Genomic DNA, 16,051 nt, shown 5'->3' on the forward strand with positions numbered 1-16,051 from the left:
ACAATCACCTTTTTAACCTTTGTGGCTTTATGACAGCCTCAAAGATTAGCTGCTGCTTTTTACCGCTTGTTCGAATCATTTGGTGTACTTGAATCTGGCCGGAAAGTCTCCGTTGGTTGGTCAGAACTCGATGGTGCACTTGACGCCTCTGAACTTGGCGCTGCGGCTTGACTTGCTGCCGGTGCTTGCGAGTTACCAGGATTGACCACGACCGGCCCCTCATCATTGCCACCATCCTGTGCGTTAGCTTGATCAGCTAACAACTGAACGTAAAAATTAGCGAAAGTCTGATGCTGATAAGGCAACACCCAAAGAATCGGGATAATCACAACGCAGGCAATTGCCCAGCCAATAAAGCTCAACTGCAACACAAAATATTCCCATTTATGACCGTCCATGAGTTGGCGACTCTGTGTGATGGCCTCTAAAAAGCCGATCGGGTTGCCTTGGTCAATGTGATCACGATAAATATAGTAAGCCTGTGAATAAGCTAAACCCTTAATGATTCCTGGTACGAACAACAATAGGGACCATAGAAAAGTGAAGATAAAAATCAGAATGGCTAATGCAATCGTGCCTAAGAAGTAACTGCCCTTGTTGAACACGGTAAAGGACTTACTAACTGGACTGCTGTAATCAGTGACCCCACGTTGCAGATCAATGAGCACGAAACTCACACCAATCATTAACAGTGATGACAATAAGCTTAACAGATCCAGGTACTGCAGTGCTGGCGCATTCGTTGTGTCAACAAACTGAGCGAACCCAGTTGCGAGCATCAAAATAAAAATCGGCAAGAATAATAGCAAATAAAATCGAAAGTGATTATCCATTAACCCCCTGGCATCAGCCTTCATCTTCTTGCGCCTAGAACCCATCGTTTCTTCCATCGTAAATTCTCCTCTCGTTGGTAGCAATGCGCTAAATCCCCTAGCATAACCCCAGTAAAAGTGTACTAAATTCACAATTGGGTGTCAATTTAAGGCAGTCCAAAACTTGATTAACTTAATCAACTAACCGTACTTATACTCAAAGTTTAATTAATTCTTAAAGGATTAGGTTAAGGACGCCTAGGGAAACTACCCCAACGATCACGATCACCAGCAAATTTTTAGTTAACACCGCACTCAGTAAGGTGGGGATACTGGCTAAAACGTTGGGCACGTTTAAGTCTGGTAACTGTCCTAGATGTTGTACAAACAGGCTTTGCATCCACAGGGCCGTCATGATGCAGATGGGAACGAAGCCCAAAAAGCTGACCACCAGTTTTGACAGTTTGAACCGTTTCAGCAGGATAAACGGAATGACACGAGAGGCCCAAGTCACTAGACACGTCGAAACGATCACTAATAAAACGTAGCTATTTAATGCCATGCTTCAACACCACCCCAATACTGCAACCTAAAAGGGTCACGATCAGCAGTAACCCATTTTTGGGAATAACAGTCATCCCCAGATACATCATGATCACAACGGCTCCAATCACTGTTAACTGCAAATTAAGCTTAATGGTTCGATCAGCGATCACCTGCAAATAAAGCAGCCCAATAAACATGGCAACCAGCGCAAAGCCAATGCCATACCGCTCGGGATTATTGATCAGGTTGCCCAGGATACCTCCCAGGGCCGAGGAAACCACCCAAGTCGCATAGGCAGCTAAATTGGAAACGTTGAACCAGGTAAAATTCAGTTTACGGCCAGTATAATTCAGCTTATTCATACTGAGGGCAAACGTTTCGTCCGTCAGCAGCGTCCCAATCCAAATATTCTTAGCCATGGTTTCATCCGACAGATAGGGTGCGACCACGGTACTCATAAGAATCACTCTGGCATTCACCAGAAAAACGGACAGCAGAATCGACCAGATGCCTGCGTGCATCGCTAGCAAACTGACGATAACAAATTCAACTGAACCGGCATATGTAAGTAAAGATAAAAGCGTAATTTCGATGATACTTAAACCGTTTGCCTTGGCTGTGATACCAAAGGCAACGGCGATACCGATGTAACCAAATACGGTCGGTAACGTCTCACGTAACGCCGATTTGGCGTCTAAATCACCCGTCATTCTCATCATCCTCTCATTTAAATGGATAGGTCAATAATACGGTTTGAATAAACCGGTGTCAACACACGTTTATCAATGGCTTGACTTTGTGAGCACACGTTTATTTTACGGTTAATAATGCGTATAATGAAACCGATTACTCAATTGATTAGGAGGTATCTTAAAGTGTATAAAGCAGATTCTCATCGTTATGACACTATGGTCTACAATCGGCTTGGTAACAGCGGCTTAAAATTGTCAGCAATTGGTTTAGGTCTCTGGCACAACTTTGGTAGTGTGGATCCATTTGAAAATCAACGTGCTATCATCCATAAAGCTTTCGATTTAGGCGTTACCTACTTTGACCTAGCCAATAACTACGGACCAGTTCCAGGCAGCGCAGAAAACAATTTTGGCCGGATCATGGCAACTGACATGAAACCCTACCGTGACGAAATGGTGATCGCCAGCAAAGCCGGTTACGAAATGTGGGATGGTCCTTACGGTAACTGGGGTTCACGTAAGAGTATCATTGCCAGCGCCAATCAAAGTCTAAAGCGAATGGGGCTCGATTACGTGGATATTTTCTACAGCCACCGGCCTGATCCCGAAACCGACGTGTCCGAAACTGCTCAGGCACTGGATTCCCTTGTGCGCCAAGGTAAAGCACTTTACGTGGGGATTTCAAATTATAACGGTGCCCAAACGCAAGCGATCATCAAGTGCTTTGAGGATCTGAAGACCCCGTTTGTGATCCATCAGCCACGCTATAATATGTTCAATCGCGGCGTAGAAACCGACCTCTTCCCGGTCTTAAAGAAGGCTCATAAGGCTGCCGTGGGGTTCAGCTCACTATGTCAGGGGCTGTTGACGGATAAATACCTTCACGGGATCCCAGCCGACTCGAGAGCGGCCAAATCGACCAGTCCATTCCTGCAACCAAAACAGGTGGAGCAGACCTTAAAGACGGTCAAAGCACTGAATGAAGTCGCAGCGAACCGGGATCAAACCCTTGCTGAAATGGCTCTAGCTTGGAACTTGCGAGAACCGGAATTAGCCTGTGTCTTAGTGGGCGCCAGTCGCCCGCAGCAATTAGAGGATAATGTTAAGGCATTGGATCACCTTCAGTTCACAGAGGCGGAGCTAGCCAGAATTGATCAGATACTGAAAGCACAAGATACAATCGATTGGTCACGCAAATAATTCGTTATAAAGACAGACAAAAGCGGGTTCGCTATCCATTCTTGGGATAGCGAACCCGTTTTGTAGCTTGTAATCAGTTCAACGATTTGGAACCGTCAAACTGCATTTTCAAATCAATTAATGCCGACCAGCATAGACTAAACGCTTGTTGGATGAAACGTAGGTCCCGTTAGAAAGAACGTACCGAGTAGTCAAATGATACTTAACTAAACGGGTAACTTTAACGTGTGCGCCCTTCTTGTAGTGACGTACCTTACCAGTCAAGTTCGACTTCTTGTAGGCGTTCAGACCACCCTTATACCAAACAGTGATCGTCTTATCCTTTGGAACCGTCTTGTAGTAGACGTTTTGAACGTAATTCTTGTTGGCGGTGATGTAACCGGTCTTACCAGTCTCAGTGTTCTTAACGGAGTAACGCAGTACACCATTCTTGGAACGTGCAGTGCCCCTTACAATGAACATTGGCCGGTTAGAACGCGTTTGCTTTGGATAGTGAACTTTGCGTGCCGACTTAGTAAACGTTGGTTTGCTATACAGATAGATACCCTTAGTTGCGTAGATCACTGAGTTCTTCGGTGCAACGGCAGTCCCAGTAGAGACATCGGTTGAAGTGCCAGAGCTGGTGTTATTGTTGGTAGTTGATGAAGTTGATGAGTTGGATGAACTTGATGAACTATTCCCACCGGTCGTCGTACTGCCTCCATTGTTTCCTGTAACGGTGATCGTAGCGGTCTTCGTCACATCTTTGCCAGGTGCTGGATAGGTGTAAGTAACGTTGTAAGTGCCTGGTGTTGAAGTATCAACACTGCCAGTCGTCTTCAAATCACTAAATTTAAGTGCAGTGCCGTACTGGTTAGTCCCACTAACGAAGTTGTCAGCTGGATTCCAAGTTGAACCTTCGGCAACCGTCGAATTTCTAACTGTGAAGTCAGAAGTAGCATCCCGGTTGATTGCGTAAACTAGGTAGAAAGTTTCCTTAGCAGTGGTACTTGCGCTGGTTTTGACGTTCGCATCCGCCTTAGCAAATAGGAAGTGCGCCCCACTCGAAACTTGAACCCACTTAGTCGCATTAGCTGATGACAAATGCATGTCGCCATTGCTGTCCGTTGTAAATCCAATGGCAGCACCGTTTACGTTACTGCCAGAAGAAATCGAAACAGGCCAGTTACTAGTAGCCGTCCAGCCTAACAGGTAAGGTTCCACAGCAGATGGTGTGATTGTTGCCGGTGTGTTCAAAACATTCCCGTTAGCATCTACATCAAGAACCCCACCACTAATAACTAATGGTGGAATTTCAATATTTGGCAATGAGGTTAAAGAACTGTCACCAGAATCGGCACTGTTCATACTTTCATTCCAATTCTTGAAAAAGGCTGCCTGATTAGCAATTGAATTCCACTGCTGATTAAAGGCCGATGGTGCTTCATCACTGCCAGTTGTTGCGCCTGATCCAGCACTGGTGAAGGAGAAGACGTTATTCGAACCAACTTTTGAAGCATATGGCTGATGGATCGTTAAACCAAAGTTCGTCCCATTTCTTAAGCTAGTGAAATATATTCCATGATTATAACCACTCCCAGAGTCAACAGTAGCACCATAGTAGTCTGATGTATTGTTTGGCCATAACTTAGATTGATCACCTAAGCGATAAACCGCATCCCAATATCCTTGGGAACTATATGTTGCCGCCTTTGCCGTAATGGTTAGTCCACTTGCAGCATGAATCGTTGGGGTAATTGCCCCACTACTAATGCCTAATGCTAGAGCAGCTGCCCCAGCAGTTAAAACAACTCCAAAGTATTTCCGTTTATTTTTCATCACAAGATACCCCCTCTTGTATTAGTTTCTATTATAAGTTAGCTAATTTTGATAAACAAGGCATAATGCAATCATTTTTAATACAATAAGGGAAATGTGATGCAGCTTTCCCAATTTTTTACTTATAATCTGAGTTAATCAAAATTATCGAACAGACTGTATTTTAAACCCAAAAAGCACCTAGACCATTTAATTGATCTAGGTGCTCTTTGCACATTCTTAAGTTGGTGAATGCAGAAAATGAAGTTAAATAATCAATTTAACGTTAATTATTTATCTTCGCGACGCTTACGAGTTCCGGCTAAGCCGAACAGCCCAACAACGACGGCCAACATACCTAAGGCACCGAAGTTATCGTGCGCTTCAGAAGTTTGTGGCAACTTCTTATTCACAGTTTTCTTCGTGTTTGGCGTCACTGTACCATTATTGACATCAGTAGCAGTAGCACTGTTATTCGCAGCTTCACCGTTACCTGATTCAGTCGTTTCAGCAGAACCAGTCGTCTCAGCAGCACTTGTGCGGTCTGCTTGAGTCGTGGTCGTCGGAACTACAGTATCAGTCAAAGTTGAAGTTGTCGTTGAAGTTGTTGGTGCAGCCGATGAACCAGTTTGCGCATTGTTAGCAGCACTTGAACTTGCATTCGAAGTCTCAGCACTCGTCACTGCATCAGTCGATGATTCAGTCGTGGTTGACCCATCCGCAGTAGTAGCACTTGACGAAGTCGTCGAAGTAGAACCAGTTGGATTGGTCGAGTCACTTGATGAACCAAGGTTAGCAGTCAGTGCAGCAGCGTGTGCTCTGCCCGCAGCTCGTTGTGCAACCGAGGCGGCACTAGAAGCAACGGCTAATTCATCTGATGCGTCTGACAGGTTCCCTGCAGTCGCATCGTTAGCAGCCTGACTCGCGTAGTTCGAAGCAACCGCGGCAGCACTGAAGGCCTCATTACCAGCTGCAGTAACAACTGGATCTGATGGTGCAATTGCCTGGGCTTCACTAGCCACGTCAGCAGCTTGAATTGCCAGGGAAGCAATCGAACCAGCCTCAGAGATCAAGGCGTTCGTAGCGTCGTTAAATGCAGCGGCACTAGCGGCGTTCTCAGCACTCGTTGCAACCGAAGCAGCGCTCTGAGCAACTACCGCAGCACTTGAAGCACGCTCAGCAGCAACCGAAGCCATGGAAGCTTGACCAGCACCGGAAGCAATATCAGCAACTTCTGAAGCAACCGCGGCTACCGAAGCAGCGCTCGTTGCGACTGCAGCAGCACTTGAAGCAGTGCTTGCAGCTGAACTGATCGTTGCATCACCTGGCCACTCACTAGCTGTCGAGTTGGCCAAAGCAGCAGCACTTGAAGCAACTCTAGCAGCGGATTCAGCAGTGCTTGCGGCGTTTGAAGCGGCTGAAGCAGCACTGGTTGCAGCGCTAGATTGTGCGACACTGCCGGCACTGGAGGCTGTTGAAGCGGCACTAGAAGCGGTGCTTGCAGCACTCGATGCTGTTGAGGCTGCGCTCGAAGCCGTTGAAGCGGCACTAGACGCCTTAGACGAATCACCGGTTGAAGCAGCACTTGAAGCTACACTGGCAGCACTCGATGCTACTGAAGCAGCACTCGATGCCGTTGAAGCTGCGCTAGAGGCAGTCGAGGCAGCGGAACTAACTTCTGAGTTACCCGGATTACCACTTTCAGCAGAACTTGCAACGCTAGCAGCAGACGAAGCAGTTGAAGCTGCACTCGATGCAACTGAAGCTGCACTCGATGCCGTTGAAGCTGAACTTGAACCTGCACTTGCAGCAGAGCTGGCAGCACTGGATGCCGTTGAAGCTGCGCTTGAAGCGGTACTTGCAGCACTGGAGGCTGTTGAGGCGGCACTTGAAGCGGTGCTTGCTGCACTCGATGCGGCTGATGAATTACCGGCTGAAGCGGCACTAGAAGCAGTGCTTGCAGCACTCGATGCCGTTGAGGCAGCACTGGATGCTGTGGATGCAGCACTAGAAGCCGTTGAAGCAGCGGAACTAACATCGGAGTTACCCGGTTCTCCGCTCTCAGCTGAGCTTGCCGTTGAAGCAGCACTGGATGCTGTGGATGCAGCGGAACTAGCAGTCGAAGCAGCACTGGATGCTGTTGATGCAGCACTGGAAGCGGCACTCGATGCCAGTGATTTAGCAACTGATGATGCCGTTGAAGCAGCACTGATAGCAACCGAGGCAGCACTGGATGCAACATTAGCGGCACTCGATGCTGCAGATGCAGCACTCGATGCAACTACCGTGTTACCAGTCAACGCTGCACTGGAAGCAACCGAAGCAGCGCTTGAAGCAGTTAATGCAGCACCTGAAGCTACCGAAGCAGCACTTGATGCGACACTAGCAGCTGAACTGATAGCCGTGTTTCCAGGGTTAGCCAAAGCTGTTGACTTGGCTACATTGGCAGCTGAAGAAGCAACCAAAGCTGAACTAGAAGCAGCGGAAGCCGAACTCGAGGCACCAGAGGCAGCTGCGGATGCAGCGGATCTTGCAGCGCTCGATGCTGCTGAAGCGGCACTTGAAGCTACCGAGGCAGCGCTTGAAGCGGTTGAAGCAGCACTAGAAGCGGTACTTGCAGCGCTTGAGGCAGTCGAATTATCACCTGAAGAAGCTGCATTGGAGGCAGTACTTGCAGCACTAGATGCTGTTGAAGCAGCGCTCGAAGCGGTTGAAGCAGCACTCGAAGCAGTCGAGGCAGCCGAGCTGATTTCTGAGTTACCAGGATTCGAACTAGCAGCTGAACTTGCTTGACTTGCATCTGATGCGGCGCTGGATGCGGTTGAGGCAGCACTGGAAGCTTCACTGGATGCGGCACTGGCGGCGCTAGAAGCAGCACTTGAAGCGGCGCTGGATGCGGCTGAACTTGCAGCTGATGAAGCGGTTGAACCAGCACTTGTGGCAACTGAAGCGGCACTCGACGCGGTTGAAGCTGCACTGGATGCCACGCTAGCATCACTAGAGGCGGCAGAAGTGTCACCATTTGAAGCGGCACTGGATGCAGCACTAGCTGCACTAGAAGCAACCGAGGCAGCACTCGAGGCAACTTGGGCGGCACTCGATGCAGTTGAGGCAGCAGAACTAACTGCCGAATTCCCTGGTGTTGTATTTTCAGCGGAGCTTGCCTCACTCGCAGCTGAGGATGCCTTTGTCGCTGAGCTTGAAGCAGCCGAAGCTGAACTCGAAGCAGCCGAAGCAGCTGATGATGCAACTGAACTTGCAGCGCTTGAGGCCGTTGAGGCGGCACTGGATGCGGTCGAGGCCGCACTTGAGGCAGTCGATGCAGCACTGGATGCCGTTGAGGCGGCACTCGAGGCCGTTGAATCGTCACCGTTTGAAGCTGCACTTGAAGCTACTGAAGCAGCACTAGATGCTGTTGAAGCAGCACTTGAAGCAGTCGAAGCGGCACTGGATGCGGTCGAAGCAGCTGAGCTAACATCAGAGTTTCCTGGTGTCCCACTGGCAGCAGAACTTGCAACACTAGCAGCAGATGAGGCTTCTGAAGCTGAACTTGAAGCTTGTGAAGCCTTACTGCCGGCTGTTGAAGCAGCTGATGAAGCGGCACTCGATGCAGCACTCGAGGCGGCTGAACTAGCAACACTTGATCCAACTGATGCAGCACTAGAAGCAACTGATGCGGCACTCGAGGCAGTCGAAGCAGCACTCGAAACCACGTTAGCAGCACTGGAAGCAGCAGAGGAATCACCTGCTGAAGCGGCACTCGATGCAACGCTGGCAGCGCTTGATGCAGTATTAGCTGCACTTGAGGCTACTGAAGCGGCACTTGAAGCAACACTTGCAGCGGAACTGGTTTCTGAGTTACCAGGAGTTGCACTCGCAGCAGAACTTGCAACACTAGCTGCTGATGAGGCTTCCGAAGCCGAGCTTGATGCGGCTGAGGCATTTGAAGCAACTGAAGCAGCTGATGATGCAGCACTAGCTGCACTCGAGGCGGTTGAGGCGGCACTGGATGCTGTTGAGGCAGCACTCGAAGCCGTACTTGCAGCACTCGAGGCGGTCGAAGCAGCGCTAGACGCAGCTGAAGAATCACCTGTTGATGCAGCGCTGGACGCAGTCGAGGCGGCACTGGATGCCGTGGAAGCAGCTGACGAAGCTGTTGAGGCAGCACTCGATGCGGTCGAAGCAGCCGAACTGATCTCAGAGTTACCAGGGTTTCCACTCGCAGCGGAACTAGCTTCACTTGCTGATGATGAAGCATTTGAAGCTTCACTAGCAGCAGATGACGCATCAGAAGCAACTGAGGCAGCACTGGAAGCGGCACTGGATGCTGTTGAGGCTGCACTGGATGCTACTGAAGCAGCACTCGAGGCAACACTGGCAGCGCTCGAGGCCACATTAGCAGCACTTGATGCACCCGATGGATCACCATTTGAAGCGGCACTGGATGCGGCACTTGCGGCGCTTGAGGCCACCGAAGCAGCACTCGAGGCAGTGTTTGCTGCACTAGAAGCCGTTGAAGCCGCGGAACTAGCAGCTGAATTACCCGGTGTGTTATTGGCAGCCGAACTTGCTTCACTAGCAGCACTTGAAGCAGCCGAGGCTGAACTTGAAGCCTGCGAAGCTTCACTGCTTGCAGCAGATGCTGAACTTGAGGCAGCACTCGAGGCAGCTGAGCTGGCAGCACTAGCAGCACTGGAAGCTGTTGAAGCAGCACTCGAGGCAACTGATGCAGCACTGGAAGCGGTACTTGCAGCACTCGAAGCCGTTGAGTCATCGCCGGTTGAAGCAGCACTCGAAGCCGTTGATGCGGCACTCGAAGCAACTGACGCAGCACTGGAGGCAGTTGAAGCAGCACTTGAGGCTACGCTGGCAGCAGAACTCGTAGCTGAATTACCTGGAGTTGAACTAGCAGCTGAACTAGCTTCACTTGCAGATGATGATGCAGCCGATGCCTCTGAAGAAGCATTTGATGCGTCATGACCAGCAGTCGAAGCGGCCGATGATGCGGCACTTGAAGCAGCACTCGAGGCAGCTGAACTTGCTACACTTGAAGCAGCAGAAGCGGCACTCGAAGCAACTGAGGCAGCTGATGATGCTGTTGAAGCAGCACTGGATACCTCATTTGCGGCACTCGATGCTGCAGAAGAGTCACCTGTTGAAGCGGCACTTGATGCAACACTAGCAGCGCTTGAAGCTGTAGAAGCTGCTGAAGATGCAACCGAAGCGGCACTCGAAGCAACACTAGCTTCGGAACTAGTTTCTGAATTACCAGGTGTGGCACTAGCAGCTGAACTAGCTTCACTGGCTGCTGATGATGCTTCTGATGCAGAGCTAGAAGCAGCTGATGCATTTGAAGCAACTGAGGCAGCTGATGAAGCTGCACTAGCTTCACTTGAGGCGGTTGAAGCGGCACTCGAGGCGGTTGAGGCAGCGCTCGATGCCGTGTTTGCTGCACTAGATGCAGTCGATGCAGCGCTCGAGGCAGCTGAGGAATCACCTGTCGATGCAGCACTGGAAGCTGTGGAAGCAGCACTCGAGGCTGTGGAAGCAGCAGATGAAGCTGTCGAGGCAGCACTCGAGGCAGTCGAGGCAGCTGAACTGATCTCGGAGTTACCAGGATTACCACTGGCAGCGGAACTGGCTTCACTAGCTGATGATGACGCATTTGAAGCATCACTAGCAGCACTCGAGGCATCAGAGGCTACTGAAGCAGCTGATGATGCAGCACTAGCAGCTGTTGAAGCGGCACTCGATGCTATAGAAGCAGCACTTGAGGCTACCGAAGCAGCACTTGAAGCCACGTTAGCGGCGCTAGATGCGCCTGATGGATCACCGTTTGAAGCAGCACTTGAGGCAGCAGTTGCGGCACTCGAGGCTACCAAAGCAGCACTCGAAGCTGTTGAAGCAGCAGCGGAGGCAGTCGAAGCAGCTGAGCTAACAGCTGAATTACCCGGCGTGTTGTTGGCAACTGAACTTGCGGCGCTGGCTGAGCTTGAAGCAGCTGATGCTGAGCTAGAAGCTTGCGATGCTTTATTGCCAGCAGCTGAGGCCGAACTTGAAGCGGCACTCGAGGCAGCTGAACTTGCAGCGTTAGCAGCGCTTGAGGCAGTTGAAGCAGCACTTGAGGCTACGTTAGCAGCACTCGATGCAGTGCTTGCGGCACTCGATGCAGTCGAATTATCACCCGTTGAAGCGGCACTCGAGGCTACCGAAGCCGCACTCGAGGCTACCGAAGCCGCACTTGAAGCTGTTGAGGCAGCACTCGAAGCAAGACTAGCAGCAGAACTCGTAGCTGAATTACCAGGTGTCGTACCAGCAACTGAACTTGCTTGGCTGGCTGATGATGATGCAGCAGAAGCATCACTTGATGCCGACGATGCATCGTTACCTGCAGCAGATGCAGCTGATGATGCGGCGCTCGAGGCAGCTGAGCTTGCGGCACTGGATGCGGCTGACGCAGCACTTGAGGCTACTGAGGCAGCTGACGAGGCTGTGGAAGCAGCACTCGAAACCACGTTGGCAGCACTGGATGCAGCCGATGAATCACCCGTTGAAGCAGCGCTCGACGCAACACTAGCAGCTGATGATGCTGTCGAAGCAGCACTTGAAGCTACCGATGCAGCACTCGATGCAACACTAGCCTCTGAACTGGTTTCTGAGTTACCAGGTGTGGCACTAGCAGCTGAGCTTGCTTCACTTGCGGCGCTAGAAGCTTCTGATGCCGAGCTCGAAGCAGCTGAGGCATTTGAAGCAACTGAAGCAGCCGATGAAGCTGCACTGGAAGCTGTCGAGGCAGCACTTGAGGCAACACTAGCAGCACTCGATGCAGTTGATGCAGCACTCGATGCAGTTGAAGCAGCACTTGAGGCAGCTGATGAATCACCAGTTGATGCGGCGCTGGATGCTGTGGAAGCGGCACTCGATGCCGTGGAAGCAGCCGATGAAGCTGTCGATGCGGCGCTAGATGCTGTGGAAGCAGCAGAACTGATCTCTGAGTTACCAGGATTGCCACTCGCAGCGGAACTAGCTTCACTTGCTGATGATGACGCATTCGAAGCGTCACTAGCAGCTGATGAAGCATCAGAGGCAACTGAAGCAGCTGATGACTCAGCACTTGATGCGGTAGAGGCAGCACTAGAAGCAAGTGAGGCAGCGCTCGATGCTACTGAAGCAGCACTTGAGGCTACGTTTGCAGCGCTTGATGCACCTGATGGATCACCATTTGAGGCGGCACTCGATGCAACACTTGCAGCACTCGAAGCTACTGATGCAGCACTCGATGCGGTGTTTGCAGCACTTGATGCGATAGAAGCTGCTGAACTAGCAGCAGAGTTACCTGGTGTTGCATTAGCAGTCGAACTGGCAACATTAGCTGAGCTTGAAGCAGCTGAGGCAACGCTAGAAGCTTGTGACGCGTCATGACCTGCAGCAGATGCAGAACTTGAGGCAGCACTGGACGCTGCTGAACTAGCTACACTAGCAGCACTCGATGCCGTTGAGGCAGCGCTAGAGGCAACGTTTGCGGCACTCGATGCTGTATTTGCAGCACTCGATGCTGTATTTGCAGCACTCGATGCTGTTGACTCATCACCTGCTGAAGCAGCACTCGAAGCTGCTGAGGCAGCGCTAGAAGCTACCGATGCAGCTGATGACGCTGTTGCGGCAGCACTCGAAGCAACGCTAGCAGCCGAACTGGTATCAGAGTTGCCTGGAGTTGCACTGGCTTCTGAACTTGCTTCACTTGCTGAAGATGATGCAGCAGAAGCAGCACTTGATGCCGTTGAAGCATCTTTACCTGCCGCAGAGGCAGCTGAGGATGCAGCACTCGAGGCAGCGCTTGATGCAGCTGAACTGGCCACGCTTGATGCAGCTGAAGCAGCACTCGAAGCTACAGAGGCAGCTGACGACGCTGTTGAAGCAGCAATTGAAACAACGTTGGCAGCACTTGATGCAGCTGATGAGTCACCGGTTGAGGCAGCACTCGAAGCAACGCTTGCTGCACTGGAAGCAGTTGAAGCTGCTGAGGAGGCAACTGAAGCAGCACTGGAAGCCACACTGGCTTCGGAGCTGGTTTCTGAGTTACCAGATGTTGCACTAGCAGCCGAACTAGCAACACTTGCCGCACTGGATGCTTCTGATGCAGAGCTAGAAGCAGCTGAGGCATTCGAGGCAACTGATGCAGCTGAGGATGCAGCGCTGGAAGCTGTCGAGGCTGCACTTGATGCTGTCGATGCAGCACTTGATGCAACACTAGCAGCACTCGAGGCAGTTGATGCAGCACTTGATGCAGCTGATGAATCACCGGTTGAAGCAGCACTCGAGGCTGTTGAAGCGGCACTCGATGCGGTCGAGGCAGCTGACGAAGCAGTTGATGCAGCACTCGAGGCAGTCGAGGCAGCAGAACTAATCTCTGAATTACCAGGATTACCACTCGCAGCGGAACTTGCTTCACTTGCTGATGACGAAGCATTTGAAGCGTCACTAGCAGCAGACGATGCATCAGAAGCTACTGAAGCAGCCGATGATGCAGCACTCGAAGCTGTTGAAACAGCATTTGAAGCAACTGTTGCAGCACTCGATGCTGTTGAAGCAGCGCTTGATGCAGTCGAAGCAGCACTGGAAGCAGTTGAACGATCCCCTGTTGACGCTGCACTTGATGCAACACTAGCGGCACTCGATGCTACAGATGCAGCACTGGAAGCAACGCTTGCGGCACTCGATGCAGTGTTTGCAGCGGAACTAATTGCGGAGTTCCCAGGATTTGCATTTTCAGCGGAACTGGCAAGACTCGCAGCACTGGAAGCAAGGCTAGCAGAGCTTGATGCTTCTGAAGCCGAACTTGAAGCAGCAGAAGCTGAACTGTTAGCAGCGCTTGAAGCGTCAGAATTAGCAGCGCTTGATGCCTCTGATGCGGCACTTGATGCTACTGATGCGGCACTTGATGCGGTCGAAGCAGCACTGGAAGCAACGTTGGCGGCACTCGATGCAGCTGAAGAGTTACCAGTTGAGGCAGCACTTGAAGCCGCTGATGCAGCACTCGAAGCGGTTGATGCAGCACTCGATGCAACGTTGGCAGCACTTGATGCCACACTTGCGGCCGAACTGATCGTCGCATCACTTGGATTACCACTAGCAGCTGAACTGGCAACATTAGCTGAACTAGAAGCCTCAGAAGCTGAACTTGATGCTTGAGAAGCCTTAGCTCCAGCTGATGATGCAGCAGAGGAAGCAGCACTTGATGCAGCAGAACTGGCAGCGCTCGATGCAGTCGAAGCAGCAGTTGATGCAGCAGATGCAGCACTAGATGCGGTCGAAGCAGCGCTTGAAGCAAGACTTGCAGCGGATGATGCAGTTGAGTTGTCCCCTGCTGAAGCAGCGCTTGATGCGGTGCTAGCTGCGGAAGATGCGACTGAAGCTGCACTTGATGCAGTTGTTGCAGCGCTGGAGGCTGTTGAAGCAGCAGAACTTATGCCTGAGTTACCAGGATTTGAATTTTCAGCACTCGAAGCTTCAGAAGCAGCAGACGATGCAGCAGATGCAGCACTGGAGGCTGTTGATGCGGCACTCGAAGCGGCTGACGCAATCGTGGCAGTTGAAGCTGCGCTAGTGGCAACGCTGGCAGCACTTGATGCAACAGACGCAGCACTGGAGGCAACGTTGGCTGCGCTTGAAGCGGCATTTGAATTACCATTTTGAGCAGCACTGGAGGCAACACTAGCTGCGCTGGAAGCGGTTGATGCAGCAGTTGAGGCTACTGAAGCGGCACTTGATGCAACACTTGCAGCCGAACTGATCGTTGCATCACTTGGGTTACCACTGGCAACTGAATTGGCTACGCTTGCGGAACTCGAGGCTTCGGAAGCGGAACTCGAGGCTTGAGAAGCTTTAACTCCAGCTGATGCTGCGGCTGAACTAGCAGCACTTGAGGCAGCTGAACTGGCAGCACTCGATGCTGTAGATGCGGCACTTGAGGCTACATTTGCGGCACTGGATGCGGTCGAAGCAGCACTCGAAGCAATGTTTGCAGCACTCGATGCAGCTGAAGAATTACCTGTTGAGGCAGCACTCGAAGCAACTGATGCGGCACTGGATGCAGTTGATGCGGCACTCGAAGCAATGTTTGCAGCACTCGAAGCAACGCTAGCAGCTGAGCTGATCGTGGCATCACTTGGATTACCACTGGCAGCTGAGCTAGCAACATTTGCTGAGCTTGAAGCTTCAGAAGCTGAACTAGCTGCTTGAGAAGCTTTAACTCCAGCTGATGCTGCAGCTGAACTAGCAGCACTGGATGCGGCCGAACTTGCAGCGCTTGAGGCTGTAGATGCGGCAGTTGAGGCAACCGATGCAGCACTTGATGCAGTTGAAGCAGCACTCGAAGCGAGGCTTGCATCTGATGAAGCAGTTGTATTATCCCCTGCCGAAGCAGCACTAGATGCAGCACTAGCAGCCGATGAAGCAACTGAGGCTGCACTGGTTGCAACTGAGGCTGCACTGGATGCGGTTGAGGCTGCTGAACTAATGCCTGAATTACCAGGGTTAGCACTTTCAGCACTTGAAGCTTCAGAAGAAGCAGATGAAGCAGCAGAGGCTGCACTGGATGCAACGTTAGCAGCACTGGATGCAGTGGATGCAATCGTTGCAGTTGATGCAGCGCTTGAAGCAACACTTGCAGCACTGGATGCAACATTAGCAGCGCTTGAAGCAACCGAAGCAGCTGACGAAGCAGCACTTGAATTGCCATTTTGAGCGGCGCTTGATGCGGCGTGTGCAGCACTGGTTGCAGTGGATGCAGCGCTTGAAGCAACATTTGCAGCACTGGATGCTACGCTGGCAGCTGAACTGATCGTGGCATCACTAGGATTACCACTGGCAGCAGAACTAGCAACACTTGCAGCAGTCGATGCATCAGAAGCCGAAGTGGAAGCTTGTGAAGCATCACTCGCTGCTTGGTTAGCTGAACTCGTAGCGGCACTTGATGCTGCAGAACTAGCAGCACTCAAAGCC

General features: G+C 51.3%; 14 protein-coding genes and 1 pseudogene. 10 read left to right on the forward strand and 5 right to left on the reverse strand.

The window, feature by feature from the left end; translation table 11 throughout:
- Window positions 1-59: 59 nt before the first annotated feature.
- The 3 genes from GM612_RS11600 to GM612_RS11610 all read right to left on the reverse strand — a co-directional run bounded on the left by GM612_RS11600 (window position 60) and on the right by GM612_RS11610 (window position 2,068).
- Window positions 60-890 (reverse strand): DUF975 family protein, encoded by an 831-nt coding sequence (locus GM612_RS11600; RefSeq protein WP_246147747.1) that lies wholly within the window; start codon window positions 888-890, stop codon window positions 60-62.
- A 157-nt stretch (window positions 891-1,047) separates the two neighbouring features.
- On the reverse strand, window positions 1,048-1,374 hold the full coding sequence (locus GM612_RS11605; protein WP_155432525.1) for an AzlD domain-containing protein: 327 nt from the start codon (window positions 1,372-1,374) through the stop codon (window positions 1,048-1,050).
- A complete protein-coding gene (locus GM612_RS11610; RefSeq protein ID WP_155432526.1) occupies window positions 1,361-2,068 on the reverse strand; it encodes an AzlC family ABC transporter permease in 708 nt (235 codons plus the stop codon). Before GM612_RS11610 ends, GM612_RS11605 begins: the two co-directional genes overlap by 14 nt.
- 198 nt (window positions 2,069-2,266) lie before the next feature.
- Here GM612_RS11610 and GM612_RS11615 point away from each other — a divergent pair, with 198 nt between their 5' ends.
- Window positions 2,267-3,250, forward strand: coding sequence for an aldo/keto reductase (locus GM612_RS11615; protein WP_246147759.1), 984 nt, complete (start codon window positions 2,267-2,269; stop codon window positions 3,248-3,250).
- Window positions 3,251-3,367: 117 nt separating this feature from the next.
- On the opposite strand, the gene GM612_RS11620 is transcribed toward GM612_RS11615, so the two are convergent.
- Complete coding sequence (locus GM612_RS11620; protein WP_155432528.1) at window positions 3,368-5,068, reverse strand: DUF5776 domain-containing protein; 1,701 nt, start codon at window positions 5,066-5,068, stop codon at window positions 3,368-3,370.
- A 269-nt stretch (window positions 5,069-5,337) separates the two neighbouring features.
- On the reverse strand, window positions 5,338-6,402 hold the full coding sequence (locus GM612_RS12510) for an LPXTG cell wall anchor domain-containing protein (protein WP_246147749.1): 1,065 nt from the start codon (window positions 6,400-6,402) through the stop codon (window positions 5,338-5,340).
- Here GM612_RS12510 and GM612_RS12515 point away from each other — a divergent pair.
- From GM612_RS12515 to GM612_RS11650, 9 genes and pseudogenes are all read left to right on the forward strand, one after another.
- The gene (locus tag GM612_RS12515; protein WP_246147751.1) at window positions 6,341-7,840 is read left to right on the forward strand and encodes a hypothetical protein; all 1,500 of its coding nucleotides are present in this window, start codon (window positions 6,341-6,343) and stop codon (window positions 7,838-7,840) included. The genes GM612_RS12510 and GM612_RS12515 overlap by 62 nt on opposite strands.
- A gap of 144 nt (window positions 7,841-7,984) precedes the next feature.
- On the forward strand, window positions 7,985-10,027 hold the full coding sequence (locus GM612_RS12520; protein WP_246147752.1) for a hypothetical protein: 2,043 nt from the start codon (window positions 7,985-7,987) through the stop codon (window positions 10,025-10,027).
- Window positions 10,017-10,229 carry a hypothetical protein gene (locus GM612_RS12525; RefSeq protein ID WP_246147754.1) on the forward strand — a complete coding sequence of 71 codons (213 nt, stop codon included), beginning with the start codon at window positions 10,017-10,019 and terminating at the stop codon, window positions 10,227-10,229. The genes GM612_RS12520 and GM612_RS12525 overlap by 11 nt, the downstream gene beginning before the upstream one ends.
- Window positions 10,230-10,321: 92 nt before the next feature.
- On the forward strand, window positions 10,322-12,469 hold the full coding sequence (locus tag GM612_RS12530) for a hypothetical protein (RefSeq protein WP_246147756.1): 2,148 nt from the start codon (window positions 10,322-10,324) through the stop codon (window positions 12,467-12,469).
- A 282-nt stretch (window positions 12,470-12,751) separates the two neighbouring features.
- Window positions 12,752-14,239, forward strand: coding sequence for a hypothetical protein (locus GM612_RS11630; RefSeq protein WP_155432529.1), 1,488 nt, complete (start codon window positions 12,752-12,754; stop codon window positions 14,237-14,239).
- Between the two features lie 165 nt (window positions 14,240-14,404).
- Window positions 14,405-14,743: a hypothetical protein gene (locus GM612_RS12355; protein ID WP_216644521.1), complete on the forward strand. Its 339-nt coding sequence runs from the start codon at window positions 14,405-14,407 to the stop codon at window positions 14,741-14,743.
- 321 nt (window positions 14,744-15,064) lie between these two features.
- Window positions 15,065-15,289, forward strand: a complete 225-nt coding sequence (locus GM612_RS11640; RefSeq protein WP_155432530.1) for a hypothetical protein — start codon at window positions 15,065-15,067, stop codon at window positions 15,287-15,289.
- Between the two features lie 276 nt (window positions 15,290-15,565).
- Entirely contained in the window at window positions 15,566-15,793 is a 228-nt protein-coding gene (locus GM612_RS11645) for a hypothetical protein (RefSeq protein WP_155432531.1), read from the forward strand.
- Between the two features lie 36 nt (window positions 15,794-15,829).
- Window positions 15,830-16,051, forward strand: a pseudogene (locus tag GM612_RS11650) (hypothetical protein); the annotation flags it as partial.

Origin of the sequence: Secundilactobacillus folii (genome assembly GCF_009720675.1) — a bacterium.
Taxonomy (GTDB): domain Bacteria; phylum Bacillota; class Bacilli; order Lactobacillales; family Lactobacillaceae; genus Secundilactobacillus; species Secundilactobacillus folii.

Excerpts from the sequence above, each read along its gene's own strand:
- GM612_RS11605 (WP_155432525.1), bottom strand. The coding sequence starts at position 1,374 with ATGGCATTAAATAGCTACGTTTTATTAGTGATCGTTTCGACGTGTCTA.
- GM612_RS11640 (WP_155432530.1), top strand. The coding sequence starts at position 15,065 with ATGTTTGCAGCACTCGATGCAGCTGAAGAATTACCTGTTGAGGCAGCA.
- GM612_RS11615 (WP_246147759.1), top strand. The coding sequence starts at position 2,267 with ATGGTCTACAATCGGCTTGGTAACAGCGGCTTAAAATTGTCAGCAATT.
- GM612_RS11600 (WP_246147747.1), bottom strand. The coding sequence starts at position 890 with ATGGAAGAAACGATGGGTTCTAGGCGCAAGAAGATGAAGGCTGATGCC.
- GM612_RS11610 (WP_155432526.1), bottom strand. The coding sequence starts at position 2,068 with ATGACGGGTGATTTAGACGCCAAATCGGCGTTACGTGAGACGTTACCG.
- GM612_RS12525 (WP_246147754.1), top strand. The coding sequence starts at position 10,017 with ATGCGTCATGACCAGCAGTCGAAGCGGCCGATGATGCGGCACTTGAAG.
- GM612_RS11645 (WP_155432531.1), top strand. The coding sequence starts at position 15,566 with ATGCCTGAATTACCAGGGTTAGCACTTTCAGCACTTGAAGCTTCAGAA.
- GM612_RS11620 (WP_155432528.1), bottom strand. The coding sequence starts at position 5,068 with ATGAAAAATAAACGGAAATACTTTGGAGTTGTTTTAACTGCTGGGGCA.